This is a genomic window from Ancylothrix sp. D3o (assembly GCF_025370775.1).
GTDB lineage: Bacteria > Cyanobacteriota > Cyanobacteriia > Cyanobacteriales > Oscillatoriaceae > Ancylothrix.
Window position 1 is genome coordinate 423,685 of sequence record NZ_JAMXEX010000003.1, and the last position, 25,640, is coordinate 449,324.

The following is a 25,640-nucleotide window of genomic DNA, read 5'->3' on the forward strand; positions in this document are numbered from 1 at the left end:
CCCATCTGCGTTTATCTGCGGTTAAAAAAAATTATGAACATCGAAGCCATCAAAAACGGAACCCAAAAAAACCTTCCCGGAATCAACCTAGAAGACGAAGACTTGTCCCACGCAAATCTCACAGGAATTAACCTTGTCGGTGCCAACCTCACCGGCATCAACTTAAGCCGGTCTAACCTTGAAAGATCACGTTTAGATGGGGCAAACTTGCTGGGTGCAAACTGCGTAGAAGCCGACTTGCGGGCAAACTTATTAGGTGCAAATTTAATGCAGGCTGACCTCACCGGCGCTGACTTACGAGGGGCCAACCTACGCGGCGCAAGCCTAATGGCAGCAAAGCTTACAGAAGCTTCTTTTGCCGGGGCTTTTTTAAGTGGAGCAAATTTAATGAATGTTAATTTGCAAGGCGTAGACTTGCGGGGGGCCGATTTGCGAGGGGCTAATTTAACGGGGGCAAATTTGAGTGGTGCAGATTTAAGTCGTGCAGATTTACAAGGTGCTTTATTAAATGATGCCAATTTGGAAGAGGCGGATTTACGTTCTGCTAATTTGGCCGGTGCAAATTTGACCGGCGCCAATTTACTTTGTGCAGACTTGGATGGGGCGAATTTGGAGGGGGTAAGTATGGTAGGTGCTTGTTTGGTAGGGACTATTTTAACCGCAGACAAAGGCAAATAAATTAAGATGGTTTATTGGTTGGTTTCTGGGGTTTTTGTTTTGGTTTGTTGGCTTATCCAAAGGGCGATTGTTCCTAAGAATAATAGTCCTAAAATGCCGGCTAGGGGGTTTTGATTTACGCCGGTGATTATTTCGGGGACTTTGCCGGAATATTTGGTTAGGTTTCCTACTCTAACAATGTAATATCCCCAAACTAAACCTCCATGAAATCCCATCGGAAAACCCAAACGTCCTTGGTGAGAGAGTTTTCCCCAAACACAGGTTAATCCTAATAGGAATAAACCGATAATTTGTGGCCACGTTGCAAGAATTACATCTAGCGGCCTGATATAATGGGATATGGCAAAAATTAAGCCATTTACTAATAGGGAAATTTGTAAGCTGTAGTTTCGTTGAAGTTCATCAAGTAACCAACCACGAAAAAGTAATTCTTCCGCAAAACCTACCGCCAGCGACATTATTAAGCCTTCTAAGATGGTGAAGGTGAGGCTGGAGGCCGGTTTTTGCCAAATTACCCAGCCAAGCAATCCTTGAGTGATAAATAAGGCAAATAAACTGATAACACCAAGCGCTAAACCGTTAAGTAAATCTCTGCCATTTCTGCGGTTGAATTGTAAGCCGTAATCTCGCAAAATTTGCGGTTGCTGGTAAACGTTTTTTCCCCACCATCTCGCAAGCACAATAAATTCTGTGTATAAAATTACCATTGTAATGATGCTGACTAGGTTTGCATCTTTTACAAAAGCGTAAATGGGGATAGCAAACGGTGCCCATAAACCTACTAAAATTAACAAAAATATCAGCAGGCGTGCCGGTGCTGGGTATTTGGCGAATTTAGCAATTTCGAGTTTCAATCTTTTTTATCCAATTGTGATTAAGGCGTTCCCCGGCTGAGCCGGGGAACGATAAAAAGGGGGTAATGGGATGAAATAAAAGAGTTATTCATCCGGCTCAATTGTGCTTGTTAAGCCGTGATTTTTGAGGGTTTCGCAGTAAAATTCTGCGTGTTCTAAAGCGCAGGTAATCACCAACGCGAGACCGTTGGTGTGTGCTTCCATCATAATACTGACGGCCTGCGGTTGAGTTAGGCTGGGAACGGTTTGCATTAAAGTTTGCACAACGTGCTCCATCGAGTTGAAATCGTCGTTGTGGAGCAGAACTCGATAACGTGGTGCGAGTTTGCGAACCGTTGAACTTTTCGCAATAGTCTCGACTGACACAGCTTTTATCCTCTTTCGTAAATTTTTAAGATTGCTTTCGTCTATTTTAATAAGATCCGGCTCTCAATCTCTATTCGTCAACGGTTTTGTTTTACGGATAACCGAACTCGCATATTTCGGTTTACTTGTCAAGCAGGCTGGGGGAGTTTCTGCCGTGAGATGGCAACCACAGCTATCAATAATCTCAGCATTCGTAATAGGATTTAGACAAACCAGTTTTCAATTGAAATTTCCCGAAAATCATTATTAAATCTAGTCCTTAAACTCTTCTACCGGCTCATCAAAATCCTCAGATATTTCGATTAATCCTTTGGCATTTCCTGCTTTTGCCGGCCAGCGTTTCTTCTCATAAACCCCCTCAATTTCAATCACAATTTCTGAGCCATCCGCAATATTTATTTCTTCGTACATTTCAATGATTTTACCTTGTTTGATTCCTTTAACTTTCATTGTTTTTTCCTGAAAGACCGCTTTTAGCTAATTATATTGGTTTTTATCCTCAAATGTCTAGTCTGCTTTAGCCTCATTTCCCACCGGCTCATCAAAATTATCTGAGAGTTCCTTCCTATTTAGCAGTTGACGGCAAAAAGTGTGCTAAACCGAACCTCAAAATAGTAAGAGCCGAATTATTGAAAATAAACGGCAAATACACCCTCAAAATTACGGTTTGCCTCAACGCCAACCCGCACCGGCACACCTAAGATAAAAACATGGAAGGCAACAGCAATCAAAACATCAATATTTATAAGAGAGGCAACCTAAAAATGTACCCTATTTACTTACAACCCTGGCGCGAACTTGATCACCTCCGCACTCAATTAGATAAAATGTTTGATCAAGTTCCTCAAAGCAGAAATTGCGCGGTGAAAACGCAACAAAATCGGCCCACCCGCACGCCGGCAATTGAATTGCAAAACACCGAAGAAGCCTTGATTTTGCGAGTAGAAGTACCGGGGATGGAAGCCAAAGATTTAGACATCCAAGTGAGCCGACAAGCCGTGCAAATCATCGGTACCTACACTCAACCGGCCACTGCTGTCTGCACTGAATTTCGCTATGGAGAAATTCGGCGAGTGATTGAACTACCTTTGCCGGTGGAGCAAGATCAAGTAAAAGCCGACCTCAAAAACGGTATCCTCACCCTCAGCTTGCCAAAAGTCTCAGCAGTGCGTCCCAGCGTTGTCAAAATTAACCTCGCAGAAGTCGCACAAACGCAAACCGAGGGGAAAACGGAAAACCACACCACCCCCGCAGAAAACAGCGCCACAGACAGCGAAATAGCCGGGGATTTGTGGGAAAACACATCGGCTGGCTAAAGGTTTTTTAACCCTTGAAGGGGTATTAGCGCCGAGTATGGCGCAAAACCGCCACATCAAAAGTACGGTAAATACCCCTTCATCATCCAACCCCTAAACCCCAGTATAGAAATACGAGATTTATTTTAAATACTGAGGCTGGATTGGCGCGTTATTAAACCATCGCCGGTTTAAATTGCACGCTATAAAGTATGCCTAAAAACAGGCAAATACAGACCAAAGTTTTTGTAGTCATTGGAGCTAAAGCACCCTTATGGGAAAAGTTGTTGGAATTGATTTAGGAACGACTAACTCTTGCGTCGCCGTTATGGAAGGTGGTAAACCCACCGTTATTGCTAACGCTGAAGGTTTCCGCACCACGCCTTCTGTTGTTGCTTTTACGAAAACAGGCGACCGTTTAGTAGGCCAAATTGCTAAACGTCAAGCAGTAATGAACCCCGAAAACACTTTCTATTCAGTGAAGCGTTTTATCGGGCGCCGGTTTGATGAAGTTACCCACGAATCTACAGAAGTTTCTTATAGAGTTGTTCGGGAAGGAAACGGCAATGTGAAAATTGATTGCCCGATTGCCGGCAAACAATTTGCCCCCGAAGAAATTTCCGCCCAAGTGCTTCGCAAATTGGTAGATGATGCGAGTAAATATTTAGGCGAAAAAGTAACGCAAGCTGTGATTACAGTTCCGGCTTACTTTAATGACTCTCAGCGTCAAGCAACCAAAGACGCGGGTAAAATTGCCGGTCTTGAAGTGCTGCGGATTATTAACGAACCGACCGCCGCTTCTCTGGCTTATGGTTTAGATAAAAAGAGCAACGAAACGATCCTGGTTTTTGACTTGGGTGGTGGTACGTTTGACGTTTCGATCCTTGAAGTTGGCGACGGCGTTTTTGAAGTGCTGGCAACTTCTGGCGATACTCACCTGGGTGGGGATGATTTCGATAAGAAAATTGTGGATTTCTTGGCTGCTCAATTCCAAAAAGATGAGGGAATTGATTTGCGGAAAGACCGTCAAGCTTTGCAGCGTTTAACGGAAGCCGCAGAAAAGGCAAAAATTGAGTTGTCTAGCGTGACTCAAGCAGAAATTAACTTGCCTTTCATCACTGCAACTCAAGACGGCCCGAAACATTTGGATACGACTTTAACACGGGCGAAATTTGAGGAATTGTGCTCGGATTTGATCGACCGTTGCCGTGTGCCGGTGGAAGCTGCGATCCGCGATTCTAAACTCGATAAAAGCGCCATTGATGAAGTGGTGATGGTGGGTGGTTCGACTCGAATTCCTGCGGTTTTGGAATTGGTTAAACGGGTTTTGGGCAAAGATCCTAACCAAACGGTTAACCCTGATGAAGTGGTGGCTGTTGGTGCTGCTATTCAAGCGGGTGTGCTGGCCGGTGAAGTTAAGGATATTCTGCTTTTAGACGTTACTCCGCTTTCTCTGGGTGTGGAAACTTTGGGCGGTGTGATGACGAAGATTATTCCTCGTAACACCACAATTCCTACTAAGAAATCGGAAGTGTTTTCGACGGCGGTTGATGGTCAAACTAATGTGGAAATTCACGTTCTCCAAGGTGAACGGGAAATGTCTTCGGACAACAAGAGTTTGGGTCAATTCCGTTTAGATGGTATTCCACCGGCCCCTCGTGGTGTTCCTCAAATTGAGGTGACGTTTGATATCGACGCCAACGGTATTTTAAACGTGATGGCCAAAGATAAGGGTACTGGTAAAGAGCAATCTATCAGCATCACCGGCGCTTCTACGCTTGATAAGAGTGAAGTTGAGAAGATGGTGAAGGAAGCTGAAAAGAATGCTAATGCTGATAAGGAACGCCGCGAAAGAATCGATCTGAAAAACCAAGCAGACTCGCTTTCTTATCAAGCTGAGAAGCAAATGAAGGATCTGGAAGATAAGGTTTCTCCCACTGATAAAGCGAAGGTTGAAGGTTTGGTGAAAGATTTGCGCGAAGCCATCAGTAAGGATGATTTTGATCGCATTAAGTCGCAGATGACTGAGTTGCAACAAACGCTTTATACGATTGGTAGCAATATCTATCAGCAGGCCGGTGGTGGCACTCCGGGTGCCGGTGGCCCGACTGATGGCCCTCCTAATGGTGGTACCGGTGGTGGTACTAGCTCTGGCGGTGATGATGTGATTGATGCTGAATTCACGCAAAGTTAATTTGTCATTGATCAAATGATTAGTTAATAGATAAAAGAGGCTGGGCAATCCCCAGCTTTTTTTGTTAGCTTTTTAGAAAGATTGGAGGTTTTTATAATGGTTTATCCTAATGCTCCTTGGACGCTTAAAGGTTATGCGGTTCAAACTGTGCAAATGGTTGATGTTGCTAAAGTCCGCTCTTTAATTCCTGCTGAGTTAGAGATAGTTTCGGTTTGGCCGGGTAAGACTTTAGGCGGGGTTTATGTGGCTTCTTATGGGGCCGGTTCTGTCTTGCAATATAATGAGTTAATTGTGGTTTCTGGTTTGGTGAGTTATGCCGGTCATTGGGGGGCTTGGATTTCTCATATTTATGTAGATAATGCGGATTCTATGGCGGGGGGTCGTGAAATTTGGGGTTTACCAAAACAGTTGGCTGAGTTTAGTTGGAATGAGAATTCTGTGAGTGTTCAAAAAGGCGATAAGCAGCTTTGTTCGTTGGTTTGGAAAAAGTCGTTTTTGCCGGTGCCGGCGGGGATACAGTTGCCTTTTAGTGGGCCGGTTATTTCTTGTTGGGATAGTAATTTTTTGATGTTTAAAGGTGATTTTGGTAGCCGTTTGGGGTTGGTTGATGCTCAGGTGGAAATTCCAGCGGAAAGTGAGTTTTTTGGCTTGGGTTTAAATCAGCCTACTTTGACGGTTTATTGTGATGAGTTACGGTTGGTTGCTGGGGTTCCAGAGATGATTGGGGAAAAGAAAGTTGCATATAGTTATTAAAGCAAAAACCCGGTTTTTTTAGAACCGGGTTTTTTATTTTAGGTGAAATTAAATGCTAGAACCGGATGCCGCTTCTGCTCCCATTGGTAATACACAACCGCGCAAAAAATCGATTTGTTGTTGAAAATCCATTGATTCAATTTGCCCTAATAACGTTTGTCCTTGTTCGGGCAATTTGTAATCTTCGGGCATGGGAATAATTGTGCCATTTTCCATGCCTTGAGCGAGAAAATACCAGAATGCAAGTTTGGTTTCAGGGCTCATTGAACCATACATTCGGCTCAATTCTGTGCTTTTTTTTCCGGCAATATCACGCATGGCTTGCAGTTGTTTTTCGTGAGACAAGTCTTTTACTTGATTAAACAAGCCTTGAGCAATTTCGGAACCAGAAGCGCCTGGGGCTGCCGGTGTGATTGATTTACCTAATTTTGTGTAAACAAACCACAACAAACCAAGCTGATCGTCTATATTTAAGTTGTTTAAAGCTTGTTTGCCGCGATCATAAGCGCCGGTGGGGGTTGGTGTAACTGTCATGTATTTCTCCAATTAGTAATGAATAGCTGTCTCGTTTCCTCGCTTGAGGGAAAACGTGAATTTTTTTGCTTATTAGCAAGGTAACGGATTATTAAGGAATGGTGTATCTTGCTACAGGTAGAAATGCTCAATGCTAGAAGTCGGTCAAATTAGGGGGTAAAATATTTAAGCAATTTCTAACTATAGGAAGAGGCAAAAATGACATTTTAAGTATGCTCGTAATTGCAGAGTTTGGATTTAAAATATGAATTCTAATTAATAGATAATGGTTGATTTTATAAAAATGACCGCTACTCTACTTTTTTTAGTAGGATTGAAGATTTTTCTGGGGCCGGTGTAGGAAGGGTTGAATAAATCGGCAAGGGTGATATACTATTGAAAGCCGGCATTGTGGCGGCTGATGTTGTTTGCCTCCTGACTTTATGCGAATTATACACACAGCGGACTGGCATTTAGGGCGACGTTTGCGGGGGATAGATCGCACCCCAGAAATAGCGGCGGCGCTGCAACAACTGTTAAAACAAGCGATAGCAGAAAATGTGGATGCGGTATTAATTGCCGGCGATATTTTTGATGTGGCTAACCCGCCAGCGTATGCAGAAAAACACGCCTATCAATTTTTTTGTGGGTTACAAGAAGCCGGTATTCCTGCTGTCGCCATTGCCGGCAACCATGACAGCCATGCGAGAATAGATAGCCTCGCTCAATTGCTATCCCTCGCGGGGGTGCGGGCGCTAGGAAAACCCCGTTGCTCTGCGGATGGGGGCACAATTACTCTCAATACAAAAAGCGGAAAACTTTGCGTAGGGGCGATGCCGTTTGCTTCAGAACAAAGGCTTTTAGATGCAGATGCTTTGTGGCATCAAGATGAAACAGAAAGACGCTCAAATTATCGGGAAGTAGTGGGATTTTTGTTTGAAGATTTAAGCAGAGAATTTAGAGACAATACAGTTAATATTTTGATGGCACACTGTAGCCTAGATGGAGCCAGAGCCGCCAAATCAGAAGTAAGTTATTATACGCGAGATAAGTATTTAGTAGACAAAGAAAGTTTCCCCCAATCTGCTCAGTATATCGCCTTGGGGCATATTCACATTCATCAGCAAATCGGAAAAAAATATCCGGCTTATTATTCGGGTTCATTAATTCAATTAGATTTTGGGGAAGCGGAACAACAAAAGGGCTATTGTTTGATAACAGCAGAACCCGGAGAAAAGGCAAAAGTTGAGTTTAAACCTTTGATGGCTCAGAAACCTTTAAAAGTAATAAGGTGCAAAAAAGCCAACTTAGAAGAAACCCTAGAAGCCAATCAATATCATGCCGGCTTTTTAAAGGTTATTGTGGAAATGGAAAGCCCCGAAATGGGATTAGCAGATAAAGTTAGAGAAATTTGCCCGCAAACGCTGGTAGTTGAGCCATATTACCCCGAAATGCAACTACCAGAAACACCGACACCGGCAACAATAAACCCCGATAACTTTGAACCCCTAGAAGAATTTAAAAACTACTACAAAAACCGCCTAAACACAACCCCACCGCCAGCAGTATTAACAGAATTCCAAAACCTCTATAACCAACAAAAAGAAACATCTTTTACATAATCAATCCATCCCATTCATCTGTGGAGCAGGCATCTTGCCTGCTTTACATCTGCGGTTAAAAAATACTACCTAAACTCTCAAACTTATGCGCCCAATTGAACTAAACTTAGAAGGATTTACCAGCTTCCGCCAAGAAATCAAAATCAACTTTACCGACTTAGACTTATTTGCAATAACCGGCGCCACAGGAGCCGGCAAATCCTCCCTTTTAGATGCTATGACGTATGCACTTTATGGCACCACAACCCGCACCGGCAAACAAATATCAGACTTTGTTAGCCAAGGCGCAAACAACTTAAAAGTACAACTACATTTTTCAGTAGCAAACAACCAATATCGCATCACGCGCCGCTGTCGTCTCCGCACCGGCACCCCCGAAAATAAAGTCTTATTAGAAACATGGCAAAACAACAACTGGGAAAACTTAGGAACCAGCATCACAGCAGTTCAAAAAACCCTCGAAGAAATCATCGGAATGGACTTTGACACATTCACGAGAGTTATAGTTTTACCCCAAGGAAAATTTGACGAATTCCTCAAAGGAGACACCGCCAAACGCCGAGAAATTTTGCGACAATTGGCAGGTTTTGAGATTTTTGAGCGGATGCGAAAACAAGCCGGTGAAATGACGAAACTCTTTAAACAAGAGCGGGAAATGGTAGAACGTCAATTAATGGAAATTGATGCACCGGCACCCCTAGAAATTGAAGAAAAAAGTACCCAACTTGCTGCATATCAACAACAATTACCCACCCTTAATCAAGCAGTCGTCACAGCCCAAAAAACCTTAGATGAAGAAGAAAATTTATTAACTCAACTCTCCAGACTTATCCAATTAAAAAAAGACTTAGAAAACCTTAATGCCAACAATTCAGAAATCGCCGTATTGCAAGCGCGGTTAGAAAAATTAATTGCTGCTAATAACCTCCAAGCAGATTGGGCATTAGTAAGAGAAGCACGCAGTAGTTTTGAAACAGCAGAAACCGGGGTTAAAAATGCTACAATTTCCCTGAATATAGCGCGAGCAAATCTCAACACAGAGCAGCAACAATTAGAAAAAGTCAGAAAAGAAAATGAAGTGCTGGCACCCCAACTCAAAGCACGCGAAGAAGCCCTTGCTGGAGCAAAAATTTATGAAGAGCAACGCGCACAATATGGCAAAGAAGTAATTAATGCCGAGAAAACACTGCGGGAAAAAAGCCGGCAACTAGAAAGCGCCCAAACAGAGTTAACAACTGCCGAAAATAAGGTAAAAGTAGCACACCGGCAAGTCAGCGAAGCAACGGCAAGTCTTGAGCAATATAAAGCCGGTGGTGAGCGATTAAAAAGCTTAGAAAAAATTGCTCCTCTTTTGATTCAATTGCAGGAAATTGATAGCCAGGTAAAAAATGAACAAAATCAACTTATAAAAGCCAACAAAGATAAAGAAGCCGGCGCACAAAACTATCAGCAATTGCAGTTAAAATTGCGAGATTTAGAAGCCTCATTGCAACAAGCACGGGAAGCTTTAGAAGCCGGCGAAAAAGCAAATGCAGAAGCCGCAAAACTCAATCATGCAGCCGCATTGCGAGTGCAGTTGCAGGCAGGCGACCTTTGCCCTGTGTGCGGGGGGATACATCCAGAAAACGAGCGTTTGCCAGAGTTACCGGCATCCAGTGTGCTAGATTTAGTGCCGGTGCGAGCACAACTCAATACAGCACAAAAAGCCTTTCAAAATTGCCAAATTGAAACAACAAAAGCAGAAAGCACACTAGAAGCACTAAAAAGCCTATCCCAACAATTAAGCCAAAACCTAACAGCAACTCAGCAAAGATTAAACGCCGTCCAATTAGAAATTAATACCATTTTAGGCGAAGAAAACTGGCTGCCTTTGACACTTAAACAAGAATTACAAAGCTTGCAAACCAGCGATAAAGCCTACCGGGATACACAGCAACAATTGGAAAAAGCCTCAACCCAATTGCAAGTAGCTCAACAAGCCTTACAATATAGCCAAGAAACCCTTGCCAAAATTCAGACAGAATATCAACAAAGCCTTGCAGAATTAGAACACCGGCAACAGCAATTAAAAAGTTGTGAAGCTAAACTATTTGAAATAACGAATAATCAACCCTATCAAACTTTATTACAAACCTTGCAGCAAGATAAACAAAAATTAGCTACCCAACTAAAAGAGGCGGAAAATGCCTATCAAAGCGCCCATAATCAGGCAATTTTGATGGAAGAAAGAGCCAAACAAGCCACCGGCAACCTCGAACAAGCCACAGCCAAAATTCAGCAATTAGAGGCCGGTTGGCAAGCCAAACTAACCAGCGTCAACTTCACCGAAGAAACCTTTATATTTGCAGTCGAAGACATCAAAAAACAAGCCGAATGGGAAAGACTAATTCAGCAACACCGCGAAGCCAAAATCAAACTAGAAACCAAAATCACCGATTTAACAGAAACCATCGGAGAAGAAAAGGCAAAACAAACAAGCCTAGCTGAATTAAATCAACGCATCCAACAGCATAAAACCGCCAAACGCAACGCCGAAGAACAAGTGCAGCAAACCCAAAAACAAATTGCAGAAATCACAGCATTTTTGCAAATTGCTCAACAAAAACAACAGCAAACAGAAAGACTCATAGAGCAGCAAACTAGCTTACAAGAAAGAGAAGAAACTTATCATACTTTGGCACAAAACCTAAAATCTAATGAATTTCAAGCCTACATTTTAGAACACTTAGAAGACGAATTAGTAAAACGAGCAACAATCTTGCTAGAAGAATTAACCGAACAACGCTACGCTTTAAAAACCCAAGAGGGAGAATATTGGGTGCAAGACAACTGGAATGGGGGAGAATTACGCCGTGTGCGGACACTTTCTGGCGGAGAAACCTTTGCCACCTCTCTCTCAATGGCACTCGCACTCTCAGAAAAATTAGCCCAAGGATCACAATTAGGTAGCCTATTTTTAGACGAAGGCTTTGGCACTTTAGATGCTGAAACATTGGAAAGCGTAACGCAAATTTTAGAGTCATTAAGACAGCAATCTCGCTTAATTGGAGTCATTACCCATATTCGCCCATTAGCAGAAAGATTGCCGGCGCAAATTAAAGTTAACAAAACTCCCCAAGGTTCTCATATCAAAATCGAGGTGCAGTAAGAATCTTTTCTCATTTTTTCTAACTTTTCAAAAATAAACAAAGCCCCCCAAAGATCACCCTTTAAAAGTAAACCTTCAGCCTCCCATTTAACTCACCGGTTTCTCCCTTTTTACCCAAAAACTCACTGAAAAAACACAGAGGACAGTCGCCTCTGTGTTACAAAAAAACCTTAATTTACCCCCGTAATTCTCCGCATAGCCTCCACAACATTTTCCCGACTATTAAACGCAGAAATCCGAAAATAGCCCTCACCGGCAGCACCAAAACCAGACCCCGGAGTACCCACAACATTTGAATTCTGCAACAACTTATCAAAAAAGTCCCAACTCGATAAATTATCCGGCGTTTTTACCCACACATAAGGCGCATTAACACCACCATAAACCGCCAAACCGGCAGCAGTTAATTTCTCCCGAATAATCGCAGCATTTTCCAAATAAAAACTAATCAACGCCTTAACCTGCGCTTGCCCTTCCTCAGAATACACCGCCTCAGCGCCCCGCTGCACAATATACGAAACCCCATTAAACTTAGTAGACTGCCGGCGGTTCCACAACTTCCATAACTCCACATCCGAATTATCCGCCGCCTTTGCCTTCAAGTTTTTTGGCACCACAGTAAACGCACAACGAGTACCCGTAAAACCGGCTGTTTTTGAGAACGAACGAAACTCAATAGCACAATCTTTTGCCCCTTCTATCTCATAAATAGAATGGGGAATATTATCCTCAGTAATATAAGCCTCATAGGCCGCATCAAACAAAATAATCGCGTTATTTTGCTTTGCATAATTCACCCACTGCGTCAAGTTTTCCTTACTCGCCACAGCCCCCGTAGGATTATTCGGAAAACATAGATAAATTAAATCTACTTTCTCCGCCGGCACCTCAGCAGTAAAATTATTTTCCGCCGTCACCGGCAAATAAACTAACCCCTCAAATTCTCCCTTTTCATTCGCAGGGCCGGTGTGTCCCGCCATCACATTTGTATCCACATAAACAGGATAAACAGGGTCAGTTACCGCAATTTTGTTATCATCACCAAAAATATCCAAAATATTGCCGGTGTCGCATTTTGACCCATCCGAAATAAAAATTTCATCCGCATCAATATCACATCCGCGAGATTGAAAATCATGCCTCGCAATTGTCTCTCGTAACCAACCATAACCCTGTTCCGGGCCATACCCTTTAAAACTTCCCCGTTCCCCCATATCTTCCACCGCCTTTATCATCGCCTTGCGACAAGCTTCTGGAAGCGGTTCCGTCACATCCCCAATCCCCAAACGAATAATTTTTGCATCAGGATTTGCCGCCGCAAACGCATTCACACGCCGTGCAATTTCAGGAAAAAGGTAGCCAGCTTTCAGCTTTAGGTAGTTATTGTTAATTGTTGCCATGATTAATTAATTGAAACAGCTTAAAATAGCTTACCTCAAAACGTTGCTCACAAAAAACCTAAATTTTTACCAAAATCGCAAAAACCCACCTCAACCGCAGACAAAGGCAATTTTGTCAAGCACTTTGTCAAAGAACTTTCTGAGGCAAACTAAGGTAAAAATAAAAAAGACACAAACCCCTAAAAACCTCTATGTCTCAAGCTGAAAAACTCCGTCAAATCATCCAAAAACCCGAAATCTTAGTAGTTCCCGGCATCTACGATTGTATCAGTGCCAAACTTGCAGAAAAAGCCGGTTTTGAAGCCGTATTTACCAGCGGATTTGGCATCTCCGCCTCCACCCTTGGAAAACCAGATTACGGCCTTCTCACCGGCACAGAAACCCTCTACACCGTCGGCAGAATCGTCCAAGCAATAAACATCCCCCTCGTCGCCGATTTAGACACCGGCTACGGCAACCCCCTCAACGTCATTCGCACCGTTACCGAAGCCGTACAATTAGGCATTTCTGGCATCATTTTAGAAGACCAAGAATGGCCGAAAAAATGCGGACACATGGAAAACAAGCGCGTCATTTCTGCTGCTGAACACATCCAAAAAATTAAAGCCGCTGTCCACGCTAAAGCTAACAGCAACCTCGTAATTATTGCCCGTACAGATGCCCGTGCACCCCTCGGATTAGACGAAGCAATTAAACGCGGACGCGCTTATTATGAAGCCGGTGCAGACATCATATTTATCGAAGCCCCGCAAACCATAGAAGACCTTAAAATCATCGCCCAATCCCTCCCCAATATCCCCCTCTTTGCAAACATGATTGAAGGCGGAAAAACCCCCCTACTCACCCCCGCAGAACTGCAAAACTTAGGCTATAAAATAGTAGTATTTCCCCTTGCCGGCCTCTTCGCCGCCACCCACGCCATGCAAACCTGCTTTCATCACCTCAAACAAAACGGCACCACCACCGGCCTAAATAACCTCGTAAACTTCCAACAATTTGAGGAAATAATCGACCTCCCCAAATATCGCCAACTTGAACAACAATTCTCCTTTGAAAATAACCAACCATAAACAACCAAAACCAAACAATGAAAACCCCCATTTGCATCACCCTCCGAACCCAACTGCAAAAACTTAAAACCCCCATCATCATTGGAGTAGCCGGTGACAGCGGCAGCGGAAAAACCACCTACAGCGACGGAATACGCCGGCTTATTGGTAGCGACATTGTAGACACAATTGCAATGGATGGCTACCACAAAGAAAACCGCGAACAACGCAAAATTAGCAATCGCCTCCCCCTCGATCCCGAAGCCAACAACCTAGACTTACTCCAACAACATCTCACCCAACTTAAACAAGGCAAAACCGTCGAAATACCCATCTATAACCACGCCACCGGCAACTTTGACCCCCCCCTACCATTTCCCCCCAAACCGATCATCATCGTCGAAGGGTTACACGCCCTTTATCCCGAATTTTTACCCCTTTTAGACTTTAGCATTTATGTAGACCCAGACCACGATGTAAAATGGCAATGGAAATTTGAGCGAGACGTCAAAAAACGCGGTCATCGTGCCGAAAACCTCAAAGAAGAAATGCTCAAAAGAGAAGCCGCCTTTAAACGTTGGTTAGACTTCCAAAAAACCGGCGCCGATGTCGTCATCAAAATCTCTCAAAGCCAACTCAAAGAATACTCCCGCCACGAATTTACTGCCCACATTCCAGAAGGCTATTACAAAGTAGAATTAATCGTTGTCCCCGCCGCAGTTCCCCTGCCAACGCTACCCCTGCCTTTTGACTTAGCCGCCATGCTAGAATCCCACCAACCTCCCTTTATGTTGGCAGCCGTTCCCTGCACCTATTGGGGACGAAACGTAATGATATTACACATTGACGGAATCCTTTCTCAAGAAACAATTTCCGAACTAGAAAACCACATCGTAGACTACACCGGCATCCCCATTGAACAAGCCATCACAAAACGCGAAAAAAGCCAAGTTTCTGCCACAGAATTCGCCCAACTTTTAATCACTTGGCGATTCTTAGAACAAGTCAACCATATCTTAGAAGAAACCAGCAATTAAAAAATTCTTTCTAATCACTTATCATTTCCTCTACCGGCTTTTGTTCAGACAAAGGCCGGTAATTAATAATCGTCAAATTGATAACAGACACCAATAAAAACATCACAGCCACACCGAAAACCAGCCGTTCCAGCAAACTGCTACCTCCTCGGAGATTGTACTGCCCAGGTATCCTTAAATGCCGGTCAGCAGAAGATGAGTTTGACAGTTTGCCGGTTAACTGAGACTTTTTTTGAAAAAACAATTTAAGCACGATTTCCTCCACACCTCAAGAAAATTGGCATAAAACCGGCCAGACGAACCCTAAATAATTGTAGGGCTGGGAGTCCTTTCTTTGATCCAAGGGTTAGACCCCCTTTTTGGCTGTGTCTACTTTTCTTAATTTAAGACAGGTTTTCCTAATCATAATACAGATTTTTTTATCCCCAACAGCAAAAATCCAGACTTAGCCAACCGGCACCCAGGAAACACCAGAAAAACCAACCCTACATTAATTATCTAATTCTTTTTCCCACAAATTCTTGACTTTTTAACCTTTTTAAGCATAATTTGTTCATACATAAATAAGTATCAATAGTTACGATTGAGCATTCCTATAGGATCAAAAACTCCGAAGCCGCCTCAGAAAAATAACTTGTTCGTTCAAAAGCCAAAACCGCAAGCCCGGCAAGGGTTTGAACCAATAAACCCCCCTTTAAAAAAGTAAGATGCGCGCTAGCCCCAACCATTTATAAGCAAAAATTACAATATTCATCGTGTAATTTTTTAGATCCGCGCCACAAATTTGAAACCCTTTCCGGTAATCTATAGAGACAAGCTTAAAAAAATATTAATCACCCATAGAGAAGCATCTAGGAATCCCTAGAGGCTTGGTTTCTGCTTGCTTGCCAACAAAAAAACTTCTCAAGACGAGGAATTGCCAATGGCACAATATTTGTTACAAACTGTTTGGCTCGTCCCCTGCTACGCGCTAATAGGAGCAGTAGTAGGAGGTGTTTGGTCGCCCGGAATCATCCGGCGCACCGGCCCAAGACCAGCAGGCTATGTCAACGCTATAATGACCTTTTTCGGCTTTTTTCATAGCTTATTTGCCCTCCAAGCCATCTGGAACCAACCAGCACAACAACTATCTTATACCTGGCTCAACGCCGCCGGCCTCAACCTCAGCATCGACTTAGAACTATCCGCCGTCAGCATTGGCGCAATGCTGCTCGTCACCGGCCTCAACCTCATGGCCCAAATCTACGGCATCGGGTATATGGAGATGGACTGGGGATGGGCGCGGTTTTACGCCCTTGTCGGATTATTCGAGGCTGGGATGTCCGCTTTAGCTTTGTGTAACTCCTTATTTTTCAGTTATGTAATCCTAGAAATTCTCACCCTCGGCACCTATTTACTGATCGGGTTGTGGTTTAACCAATCACTTGTCGTCACCGGTGCCCGCGACGCCTTCCTTACCAAGCGCGTCGGAGACCTATTCTTATTAATGGGAGTCGTTGCCCTCCTGCCTTTAGCCGGCACCTGGAACTACACCGAACTCGCTCAATGGGCAAGCACCGCCAAAATTGACCCCCGCGTAGCCACCCTACTAAGCTTAGCCTTAATTGCCGGCCCAATGGGTAAATGTGCTCAATTTCCTCTGCACCTGTGGTTAGACGAAGCAATGGAAGGGCCCTTGCCAGCCACCGTCCTGCGTAACACCGTCGTTGTCTCCACCGGCGCCTGGGTACTGATCAAACTCCAGCCGGTCTTAGCCCTTTCCCCCGTCGCCTCCGCCTTCACAATTTTTATCGGAGCCCTCACCGCCATCGGTGCCTCCTTAATTGTTATCGCCCAAATTGATATCAAACGCGCCCTTTCCTACTCAGTCAGCGCCTACATGGGCCTGGTCTTCATCGCCGTAGGGGCAGGTCAAGACAACACAGCCCTCGTTTTACTCTTCACCTACGCCGTAGCAATGGCCACCTTAGTCATGGCCACCGGCGGCATTGTCTGGAACAACATCACCCAGGATCTCACCCAACTCGGCGGACTTTGGACACGCCGGCCTATTTCAGGACTCTGCTTTATTGTCGGAGCCCTGGGCATGATTGCCGCCCCGCCCTTTGGCAGTTTTTGGGCCTTATTGCAACTGGGTGATCACCTCTGGAAAACCCAACCTTGGTTAGTCGGAGTCTTGCTCACCGTCAACGCCTTAACCACCTTTAGCCTCACCCGTGTATTTGGCTTAATTTTTGGTGGCAAAACCCAAACCATGACCGCTCGCTCACCCGAACTGAACTGGCCCTTTGTCTTACCCATGACCATCCTGGCCGGCATTGTTCTCCACGTTCCCCTCTTACTCCTCACCTGGAACTTATTACCGAATTGGGCAAATTTCGATATAGCCATTGCCGGTTTATTAATCGCCTCCACCGGGGCCGGTTATTACCTTGGTGCCCGCATTTACTTAAACGACCGCTGGCCCAAACCCGTGCAATTTAACAAGCCCATCCAAGACTTTTTTGCCTACGATCTTTATACCGCCCAACTTTACCGAATTACCGTAGTCTTTGCCGTTGGTTTAATCTCCCAAATTGTTTACTGGATTGACCGCTATATAGTCGATGGTCTCGTCAATTTCGTAGGCATTTTTACCGTATTCAGCGGTCAAAGCCTCAAATACAACGTCTCCGGCCAAACCCAATTTTATGCCCTGACAATTTTGAGCGGAATTGCTTTACTAGGACTGGTTGTAAGCTGGCCCTTCCTATCCCATCTTTCTCTAATAGTTGGCAGTTGATCCAACTCCTGAGATAGTTAAGGGCGGGGGTATTTTTGCAGAGGTTTTACCCCCCTGCAAAAAAAATAGGAAACATCTCTCCACCCCCATAAAAAGATGTCTCTTTGTTTCTCTTATTTGCTGTGAAAAGGAAAAAACCATGACCACAAACTATCAAGGCGCATTCTCAAGACGGAACTTAATTAAATTGGGTGCCGGTGCCGTATCTGGTGCCGTCGTAACATCAGTAATCGGCTCAAATTTAACCACACCAGAACCGGCAATCGCCGACAATGATATTACTCCCGATCAAGCACTGCAAAAACTATTAGACGGCAATAAACGTTTTGTTGAACGCAAGCGGCAAAACCCCAACCAAGATTATGCACGTCTTGAACAAGTAGCCAAAGGCCAAAAACCCTATGCCGCCGTTCTTGGTTGTGCTGATTCTCGTTTTCCCTCAGAAATTATTTTCGACCAAGGTTTAGGCGATTTATTTGTATGCCGAGTTGCCGGTAATGTTGCCACACCCGAAGAAATTGGCAGCCTAGAATTTGGCACCCTTGTTTTAGGCGCAAAAGTCCTAATGGTAATTGGACACAAACGCTGCGGCGCTGTAGAAGCAACCATCAAAGGCGCTCAAGTTCCGGGTCAAATTGCCAGTATTTTAGATGCCATTAAACCGGCAGTAAACAGCGCCAAAGACTTACCCGGCGACCGCCTCGAAAATACCTGCAAAGCAAATATTGCTCTTCAAGTTGAGCGATTAAAAACATCGCCGGTGATTGCCGAATTAATCACCGCCGGAAAATTAAAAGTAGTAGGAGGCTACTACGATTTAGACAACGGCGCAGTTACTATGATTAGCTAATGCCCTAAGTTGCCGGCTTTATCATTGCTGATTGCCCAATGATAAAGCCCAAAAAAACAACAGCAAAACAGTAAAAACACAGGACAACTCTATGCTCAGTACATTAATATGGTTGCCCGTTTTGGGGGCTATTACAATTGGATTCTTACCAGGCAAACATTCGGCCTCCTTCTTACGTTTAATTACTTTAGTATTTGCCACCGGCATCCTCGGCATCACCGTTTGGTTAGCCACTCAATTTAACATCACCAGCCCCGGCCTCCAATTTCAAGAATATTTACCCTGGATTCCCCAACTCGGTTTAAGCTATAAACTCGGAATTGATGGTTTATCTTTCCCACTTTTAGCCTTAAGCGCTTTCCTCACCTGGATTGCCATTTATGGCACAGGCGAAGCCGTAGAACGCCCCCGTCTTTACTATCCGTTAATTCTGCTCGTAAATTCTGCCATTGCCGGCGCATTTATGGCTCAGAATTTACTTTTGTTTGTCTTGTTTTACGAACTCGAACTCATCCCCATTTACCTCTTAATTGCCATCTGGGGCGGTCAAAAACGCGCCTATGCCGCGATGAAGTTTCTCATTTATACGGCAGTCTCCGGGCTATTAATTTTAGTCGGCTTTTTAGGCTTAACTTGGTTAAGTGGTTCCGCAAGTTTTGACTACCAATTGCTCAATACTGCTAACTTATCCCAAACAACTCAGCTAATTTTAATCACCCTCTTATTGGTGGGATTTGGCATCAAAATTCCTCTCATTCCTCTTCATACTTGGTTGCCAGATGCCTATGTAGAAGCATCGCCAGCAGTGGCAATTTTGTTAGGAGGAATTCTTGCCAAACTCGGAACCTATGGTTTAGTAAGATTTGGTTTACAATTATTCCCCGAAACCTGGGCTTTGATTGCCCCTGGACTTTCAATTATTGGGGTTGTCACTGTACTTTATGGTGCCCTAACAGCCATTGCCCAAAAAGACATCAAACGCATGGTAGCTTATAGTTCTATTGGTCACATGGGCTATATCTTAGTTGCTGCTGCTGCGGGAAATTCCTTAAGCGTTTTGGCAGCGGTTGCTCAAATGGTAAGTCACGGTTTAATTTTGGCAATTTTGTTTTATCTCGTTGGCATTATCGAAAAGAAAGTTGGCACCCGCGAACTCGATGTTTTAAACGGATTAATGAACCCAATTCGCGGTTTACCCCTCGTCAGTGCCCTCTTAATTCTCGGTGGCATGGCCAGCGCCGGCATCCCTGGTTTAGTAGGCTTCATCGCCGAATTCATGGTTTTTCAAGGCACATTTTCAGCATTCCCAGTCCAGACAATTTTGTGCATCATTGCCAGCGGTTTAACAGCGGTTTACTTCGTAATATTGCTCAACCGTACCTGCTTTGGCAAACTCGATAATGCTTTGGCATACTATCCAAAAGTCATCTTGGCAGAAAAAACCCCAGCCCTGATCTTAGCTGCGGTAATTTTCTTCCTAGGAATTCAACCTACCTGGCTAGTCCGGTGGACAGAACCCACCACAACAGCAATGGTCGCCTCCATACCCCCCATAACCACCCAACAACAAATCGCCACCAAACCCTAAAACCATCCCATTCATCCGCGTTCATCTGCGTTAATCTGCGGTTAAAAAACCTCCTAACCACCAAACAAAACTATGGTACAAACACCAATCAAACCCACAACAAAAATCCCACCCTCCCAGCACGAATTTGCCGAAGTCATCCATCGCTTAGAAGCCGGCGGGTCAATGTTACCCGACACGCCAGAAAACCTAATGCAAATTATCGGCATCTATAAAGCCTATGCCGTACCGATGGACTTCTACTGGCGGGATTTACTTTACATAGCAGAACGAGTATTTTTAGACCCCTTACCCTTCTTTAAATACTTCCTTCCCCAAGAATATTTAGACCTGCATAACCACTACGCCGGCGATGATGCAGATTTGAGATTTTGGCGGGGGCCGGCCACTGCACACCCGGAACTTTTAGCCTTTATGGAAAAAGGCGAAACCCTGAAAATGCCCCGGATTTTTCATCACTGGTTCCATGACCGCATTAATATGGAATTTGCCGAAGAATGTATGCGGTCAATGTTATGGCATCAGAACATGGGTGGCCGGTTTAATGATTTTCTGCAAACCGAAGAATATAAGCAAAATTGCGACCGGGCAATTAAGGCTTATTTCAAAAAGAATCCCTTGATGATGGGATTGTATAAGGCGTTTCCTGAAATGTTTTATGAACAGTGCCGGCAATTGTCTTATTATGCAAATTTGGGACTGTTCTGGGAAATTATGGCGCCGGTGTTTTTTGAAATGTCGGATATTTATGATGAAGGCGGGTTTAAGGGTGTACCGGATGCGATGGATTTTTTGGTGAATGGCATTTTTGCGATTGCCGGCCGGCCTATTTACCATCATGTTTATATTGATGGCGAGTGTTATGAATTGATTCCCAAATCAAAGGCTTTTATGTGGCTTTATGAAGCGGCATTGCCTTATGTGGAAGCGGTGTTTTATCGCACTTCACCTTTCCGGGGTACAAAGTCTTATAATGCTCAAGCAAAACAAGTTCCTGATCAGCAAAAAGATTTTCATTACGGTATTTTGTATGCGGATGTGTTTCCGGTAGGGACTGCCGGTATTCCACCGACATTGTTAATGCAGGATATGCTGCATTTCTTGCCGCCTTATTTGTTGGATTACTACAAGGATAAGTGCCGGGGTGAGGATGATATGCTGATTCAGCTTGGCATTACTTTTCAGCGGTCGATGTATAATGTGACTTCGGCGGTAATTCAGGCATTGCGGACGGCGTTGTTATATCCGTTAGATGATCCTAACCCTAAACATTTGATGGCAAACCGGCGATTTTTTGAGGCGCAAATGGATCGTTTTAAGCGTCCTGAAGCGCGGTTACGGAATATCCAAAGTCAGGAATATCGCTAAGCAGACTTGAAAATTGATTTTAGCTTCTGGGGGGCCGTTAACACCGGCCCTTTTTTGTGTCTGTGTCGTTTTACTCAAAATCAACAAAATTTTCCCCTCACCCCCTTTGCTTGGAAGCCAAGGGGAAACAATTATCCCTTCCCCGTAGACGAGGAGGAGGGTAGGGAGGGAGAGTTTTCTAGTTTTATCCTGTCGTTTGGTTATCGTTGGCAGTAAACTATGCTATTAAAGTCAAGTCTTTGACCGGTATTTTTCTTTCAGGGTAGTGAAACTTAGCCAATTATTGCCGTTTTGTCAAGAAAACCTTTCTATTTGCCATTAATTACAACAGGCTAACAAAGCCTTAATTCAAATACCCCGTTATTTTTTTGACCCATGCTTCTTAGTGAATTGGATATAGCATAACACATCAATATGAACCCAAAAAATCGCTTTTTTCGATTTCCCCGTTCAGGAATTTGGGGCTATTTAATTAAAGTTGCTCTAATAGCAATTGCCTACGTTATCGGAGGAAAAATCGCCACTTCTATTCCGGGGGTAAAACTTTTAGGTTCATCAGTGTGGCCACCGGCAGGAATTTCACAAGCCGCCTTAATTTTGTTTGGCTCTCGATTTTGGCCGGGAGTTGCGTTAGGGGCATTTTTATATGATGTAATTGACCTTAAACCGTCTTTATTTTTTGGGGTTGGGGCTGCATTGGGGGCCGGTTTACAAGCCTTTGTGGCGGCAAGTTTGCTGCGACATTTCAAGTTTCGTCCTGCCTTTGACCGGCTGATAGATGTCGTCAAATTTGTAATTTTCAGCGCTTTAATTTCTACCCAAATTAGTTGTACATTAGGAGCAATGCGTCTTGCTCTTTCAGGTTTGATTCCCTGGTCTGAATATTGGCAAGTGCGCTGGAATTGGTTTTTGGGAGATGCAATGGGAATCATCATTTTTACGCCCTTAATTTTAATTTTATCCCAAAGCCCAGCGCAACTCAACACTCAACCCTTGAGCCGAAAACAGGCAATTTTTCATCAAATTAAAATTTGGATTTGGTTGTTTTTTCTGATTAGCGTCAGTTGGTTAGTTTTTGGTTCAAAAAGCGAAGGCAATCTCTCCCATTATCCCTTAGAATATTTGCCTTTTCCGCTGATTATTTGGTCAGCTATTCAATTTGGACAACGGGGCACGGTTTTGGGTGCTTTTATTGTTTCTAGTATTGCCATTTGGGGAGCTTCTCAAGGTGGCGGCCCGTTTATTACCAAAACTCAAAATAACGCTGAAGCAATTTTATTTTTGCAGGCTTTTATGGGAGTTATTACTATTACTTCCTTGTTGCTTGCAGCCACCGTAGCTGAACGCGCCTCAGCCGAAGACTCGCTGCGACAAAGCGAAATAAAATATCGAGAATTAGTGGAAAAAGCCGGCAGCATTATTTTGAAACTAGACCGGCAGGGAAACATTACTTTTTTAAACGAATTTGCTCAAACTTTTTTTGGCTATAACGAGATAGACCTATTAGGAAAAAGCGCTATTGGTACGCTTCTACCTGAATTCGATATGGCAGGAAAAAATTTAAAAATTATGTTGGAAAATATTTTAAGTAATCCCCGATATTATCAGCAAAATGAAAATGAAAATATGCGGAAAAATGGGGAACGAGTCTGGGTTTCTTGGGCAAATCAAGCGTTTTTTGATGCTGATAACAATCTCACGGAGTTACTTTGTATTGGTACTGATATTACCGACCGCCGGCGCGCAGAAATAGCCCTCCAGCAATTAAATGAACAATTAGAAAGCAGAGTTAAGGAACGCACCCAGGCTCTTACGGAAGCTTTAGAAGCTTTACAAATTCAGCAAGAACAATCTGAGAAATTACTCTTAAATATTTTACCCGAACCCATCGCCGACCGGCTCAAACAAGGTTCCCAAACTATCGCCGATACTTTTGCAGAAGTAACGGTATTATTTGCCGACATTGTTGGCTTTACCGAACTTAGCGCTCAAAGTACACCCTCAGAAATTGTCGGCTTACTCAATGAAATTTTTTCTCGCTTTGACGAATTAGCAGAAAAACACAACCTCGAAAAAATCAAAACCATTGGTGACGCTTATATGGTGGTTGGTGGTTTACCCCACCTCCGCAGCGATCATGCCGAAGCAATTGTTGAAATGGGGCTGGATATGATGGATGCAATTACTGAGATTAAAACCCTTGATGGCAAACCCTTATCTATCAGAATAGGCATCAACAGCGGGCCGGTGGTTGCCGGTGTAATTGGCATCAAAAAATTTATTTATGATTTGTGGGGAGATACAGTTAATATCGCCTCCCGTATGGAATCTCAAGGTATCCCTGGCTGCATTCAGCTAACCCAAAATACCTATGAATTATTGGGGGATAAATATGTTTTTGAGAAACGGGATAAGCTTAAAGTTAAAGGCAAAGGAGAAATGACAACTTATTTTTTAAAAAGCCGAATTTTCGATAATTAAAAGCTCCAAAATTTTACTCCAAAGTAAAATAAAATGTTGCCCCTATATCTACCTCACTATAAGCCCAAATTCGGCCTCCATGCCTGTGAATAATTCGCTGGACAGTCGCCAAACCAATGCCGGTACCTTCAAAGTCGGTTTTGGAATGTAACCGGCCAAAAGGAGTAAACAACTTTTCAGCCTTTGCCATCGAAAACCCCGCCCCATTATCCCGCACAAAATACACCTTTTGATTCGGGCAAATGTCCGGGGCATATTCCCCAACATTTTCCGCCTCAACAGCCAAACAAACCCCAAATTCAATAAAAGCCCAGGGTTTTTTAGCCGTATATTTCCAAGCATTACTAAGCAAGTTTTCCAGCACAATTTGCAACAAACGCGCATCCCCAAAAACCTCTACTCCCGGAGCAATTATTAGCTCAATTTTTTGGGCTGGGTGCGCTTGTAGTAGCTGAAGGGAAATTTTTTCCACCATCTCACTTAAAGCAACTTTTTCGGGCTGCATTTCGCTGCGCGTCACCCGCGACAAATGCAGCAAATCTTCAATTAATTGCTCCATGCGTTTCGAGGCGGCTCTCACCCGCGACAAATAATGTAGCCCTTGTTCATCCAATACCGACCCATATTTTTGCTGCAATACCCAAGTCATGCCATCAATAATTAACAAGGGATTTCGTAAATCGTGAGACACTGAATAATTAAACGCCTCTAATTCTTTATTCGTCACTTCCAAGTCTGCCGCTCGCCGCTTTAAATCATCATGCAGTTTGCGAATTTCTCCCTCGGCTCTCTCACGCTCAGTAAAGTCTCGCATCATTTGGGCAAAACCTCGCAATTGTCCGCTTTCATCTCGCAATGCCGAAATTGCCACCGCCGCCCAAAACTGCGAACCATCTTTTCTGACTCGCCATCCTTCAGCCTCAAACCGGCCTTCTTTTATAGCTAGTTGCAAATCTTTTTCTGGTTGACTAAGCGCGATTTCTTCTAAAAGATAAAAACACCTAAAATGTACACCGATAATTTCTTCAGCGCTGTAGCCTAAAATTCTATCAATGCCGGTGTTCCAACTCACCACTCGTCCATCCACTGCCAAGGTAAAAATCCCATAATCTTTACCGGAAGCTACCAACAATTCATAACGCGCCTGGCTTTCTCTCAGCGCTTCTAAAGTAGATTTTCTCTCGAGAGCATAGCGGATTGATCTCACTAAAAAATCCGCAGTTGTTTGAGTTTTTAATAAATAATCTTGCGCTCCTAAAGACACAGCCTCCACTGCTAATTCTTCATCATCCAAGCCGGTCATTACCACAATCGGAATTGCCGGCGCTTGTTCTTGCACTTTCAGCAGAGTTTCCATACCCACACTATCTGGGAGCGACAAATCGAGTAAAATCACATCAAAATGCTGATTATTCAATTCCTCGATTGCCTGTGCCAACCGGCTGACCGCCACTACTATACACTTCACCGTTTTTGCACAAGACAGTAGCTCTTGAATGAGGGCGATGTCGGCTCGGTTATCTTCTACTAAGAGAATGTCAATTGTTTTTAAATCCATAGGTAGATTATGCCTCCCAAGCGGCGAAATTCATGTTTGAGGTAGCTCCTTAGAGTGCTTCCGCCTTTGCGTAGCCGCAAGTTAACAAAAAAGTCTTATTCTTC

General features: G+C 43.8%; 20 protein-coding genes. 13 read left to right on the plus strand and 7 right to left on the minus strand.

Features of this window, described 5'->3' with window-relative positions; translation table 11 throughout:
• Nucleotides 1–33 precede the first annotated feature (33 nt).
• The gene (locus tag NG798_RS09150) at nt 34–678 is read left to right on the plus strand and encodes a pentapeptide repeat-containing protein (protein WP_261222115.1); all 645 of its coding nucleotides are present in this window, start codon (nt 34–36) and stop codon (nt 676–678) included.
• 11 nt (nt 679–689) lie between these two features.
• On the opposite strand, the gene NG798_RS09155 is transcribed toward NG798_RS09150, so the two are convergent.
• The 3 genes from NG798_RS09155 to NG798_RS09165 form a co-directional block, all read right to left on the minus strand.
• A complete protein-coding gene (locus tag NG798_RS09155; RefSeq protein ID WP_261222117.1) occupies nt 690–1,532 on the minus strand; it encodes a CPBP family intramembrane glutamic endopeptidase in 843 nt (280 codons plus the stop codon).
• Between the two features lie 84 nt (nt 1,533–1,616).
• Complete coding sequence (gene clpS / locus NG798_RS09160; RefSeq protein WP_261222119.1) at nt 1,617–1,898, minus strand: ATP-dependent Clp protease adapter ClpS; 282 nt, start codon at nt 1,896–1,898, stop codon at nt 1,617–1,619.
• A gap of 252 nt (nt 1,899–2,150) precedes the next feature.
• Nucleotides 2,151–2,348 carry a DUF2281 domain-containing protein gene (locus NG798_RS09165; RefSeq protein WP_261222120.1) on the minus strand — a complete coding sequence of 66 codons (198 nt, stop codon included), beginning with the start codon at nt 2,346–2,348 and terminating at the stop codon, nt 2,151–2,153.
• A gap of 314 nt (nt 2,349–2,662) precedes the next feature.
• Here NG798_RS09165 and NG798_RS09170 point away from each other — a divergent pair, with 314 nt between their 5' ends.
• The 3 genes from NG798_RS09170 (at nt 2,663) to NG798_RS09180 (ending at nt 6,140) form a co-directional block, all read left to right on the plus strand.
• A complete protein-coding gene (locus NG798_RS09170) occupies nt 2,663–3,214 on the plus strand; it encodes an Hsp20/alpha crystallin family protein (RefSeq protein ID WP_261222122.1) in 552 nt (183 codons plus the stop codon).
• A 253-nt stretch (nt 3,215–3,467) separates the two neighbouring features.
• Nucleotides 3,468–5,387: a molecular chaperone DnaK gene (gene dnaK / locus NG798_RS09175; RefSeq protein WP_261222124.1), complete on the plus strand. Its 1,920-nt coding sequence runs from the start codon at nt 3,468–3,470 to the stop codon at nt 5,385–5,387.
• 96 nt (nt 5,388–5,483) lie between these two features.
• Nucleotides 5,484–6,140 (plus strand): acetoacetate decarboxylase family protein, encoded by a 657-nt coding sequence (locus NG798_RS09180; RefSeq protein WP_261222127.1) that lies wholly within the window; start codon nt 5,484–5,486, stop codon nt 6,138–6,140.
• 48 nt (nt 6,141–6,188) lie between these two features.
• Here NG798_RS09180 and NG798_RS09185 read toward each other — a convergent pair whose 3' ends face one another.
• On the minus strand, nt 6,189–6,674 hold the full coding sequence (locus NG798_RS09185) for an orange carotenoid protein N-terminal domain-containing protein (RefSeq protein WP_261222128.1): 486 nt from the start codon (nt 6,672–6,674) through the stop codon (nt 6,189–6,191).
• Between the two features lie 422 nt (nt 6,675–7,096).
• On the opposite strand from NG798_RS09185, the gene NG798_RS09190 reads away from it, so the two are divergent.
• Nucleotides 7,097–8,275, plus strand: a complete 1,179-nt coding sequence (locus NG798_RS09190) for an exonuclease SbcCD subunit D (protein ID WP_261222129.1) — start codon at nt 7,097–7,099, stop codon at nt 8,273–8,275.
• An 85-nt stretch (nt 8,276–8,360) separates the two neighbouring features.
• The gene (locus NG798_RS09195; RefSeq protein WP_261222131.1) at nt 8,361–11,423 is read left to right on the plus strand and encodes an SMC family ATPase; all 3,063 of its coding nucleotides are present in this window, start codon (nt 8,361–8,363) and stop codon (nt 11,421–11,423) included.
• A 170-nt stretch (nt 11,424–11,593) separates the two neighbouring features.
• Here the strand turns inward: NG798_RS09195 and NG798_RS09200 are convergent, their stop codons facing one another.
• Nucleotides 11,594–12,823, minus strand: coding sequence for an LL-diaminopimelate aminotransferase (locus tag NG798_RS09200; RefSeq protein ID WP_261222133.1), 1,230 nt, complete (start codon nt 12,821–12,823; stop codon nt 11,594–11,596).
• A 191-nt stretch (nt 12,824–13,014) separates the two neighbouring features.
• Between NG798_RS09200 and NG798_RS09205 the strand changes: the two genes are divergently transcribed.
• Both NG798_RS09205 and NG798_RS09210 read left to right on the plus strand, forming a co-directional pair.
• Complete coding sequence (locus tag NG798_RS09205) at nt 13,015–13,893, plus strand: oxaloacetate decarboxylase (protein WP_261222134.1); 879 nt, start codon at nt 13,015–13,017, stop codon at nt 13,891–13,893.
• A gap of 17 nt (nt 13,894–13,910) precedes the next feature.
• Entirely contained in the window at nt 13,911–14,909 is a 999-nt protein-coding gene (locus NG798_RS09210) for a phosphoribulokinase (RefSeq protein WP_261222135.1), read from the plus strand.
• Between the two features lie 10 nt (nt 14,910–14,919).
• On the opposite strand, the gene NG798_RS09215 is transcribed toward NG798_RS09210, so the two are convergent.
• Complete coding sequence (locus tag NG798_RS09215) at nt 14,920–15,162, minus strand: hypothetical protein (protein ID WP_261222137.1); 243 nt, start codon at nt 15,160–15,162, stop codon at nt 14,920–14,922.
• Nucleotides 15,163–15,831: 669 nt separating this feature from the next.
• Between NG798_RS09215 and NG798_RS09220 the strand changes: the two genes are divergently transcribed.
• From NG798_RS09220 to NG798_RS09240, 5 genes are all read left to right on the plus strand, one after another.
• Nucleotides 15,832–17,691: an NAD(P)H-quinone oxidoreductase subunit F gene (locus NG798_RS09220; RefSeq protein ID WP_261222139.1), complete on the plus strand. Its 1,860-nt coding sequence runs from the start codon at nt 15,832–15,834 to the stop codon at nt 17,689–17,691.
• 139 nt (nt 17,692–17,830) lie between these two features.
• Nucleotides 17,831–18,541 (plus strand): carbonic anhydrase, encoded by a 711-nt coding sequence (locus NG798_RS09225; protein ID WP_261222141.1) that lies wholly within the window; start codon nt 17,831–17,833, stop codon nt 18,539–18,541.
• Between the two features lie 91 nt (nt 18,542–18,632).
• Complete coding sequence (locus tag NG798_RS09230) at nt 18,633–20,129, plus strand: NADH-quinone oxidoreductase subunit M (RefSeq protein WP_261222143.1); 1,497 nt, start codon at nt 18,633–18,635, stop codon at nt 20,127–20,129.
• A gap of 72 nt (nt 20,130–20,201) precedes the next feature.
• Entirely contained in the window at nt 20,202–21,497 is a 1,296-nt protein-coding gene (locus NG798_RS09235; RefSeq protein WP_261222144.1) for a CO2 hydration protein, read from the plus strand.
• A gap of 414 nt (nt 21,498–21,911) precedes the next feature.
• Nucleotides 21,912–23,978 (plus strand): adenylate/guanylate cyclase domain-containing protein, encoded by a 2,067-nt coding sequence (locus NG798_RS09240; RefSeq protein WP_261222145.1) that lies wholly within the window; start codon nt 21,912–21,914, stop codon nt 23,976–23,978.
• A gap of 13 nt (nt 23,979–23,991) precedes the next feature.
• Here NG798_RS09240 and NG798_RS09245 read toward each other — a convergent pair whose 3' ends face one another.
• On the minus strand, nt 23,992–25,536 hold the full coding sequence (locus NG798_RS09245) for a response regulator (RefSeq protein ID WP_261222147.1): 1,545 nt from the start codon (nt 25,534–25,536) through the stop codon (nt 23,992–23,994).
• Nucleotides 25,537–25,640: the final 104 nt, after the last annotated feature.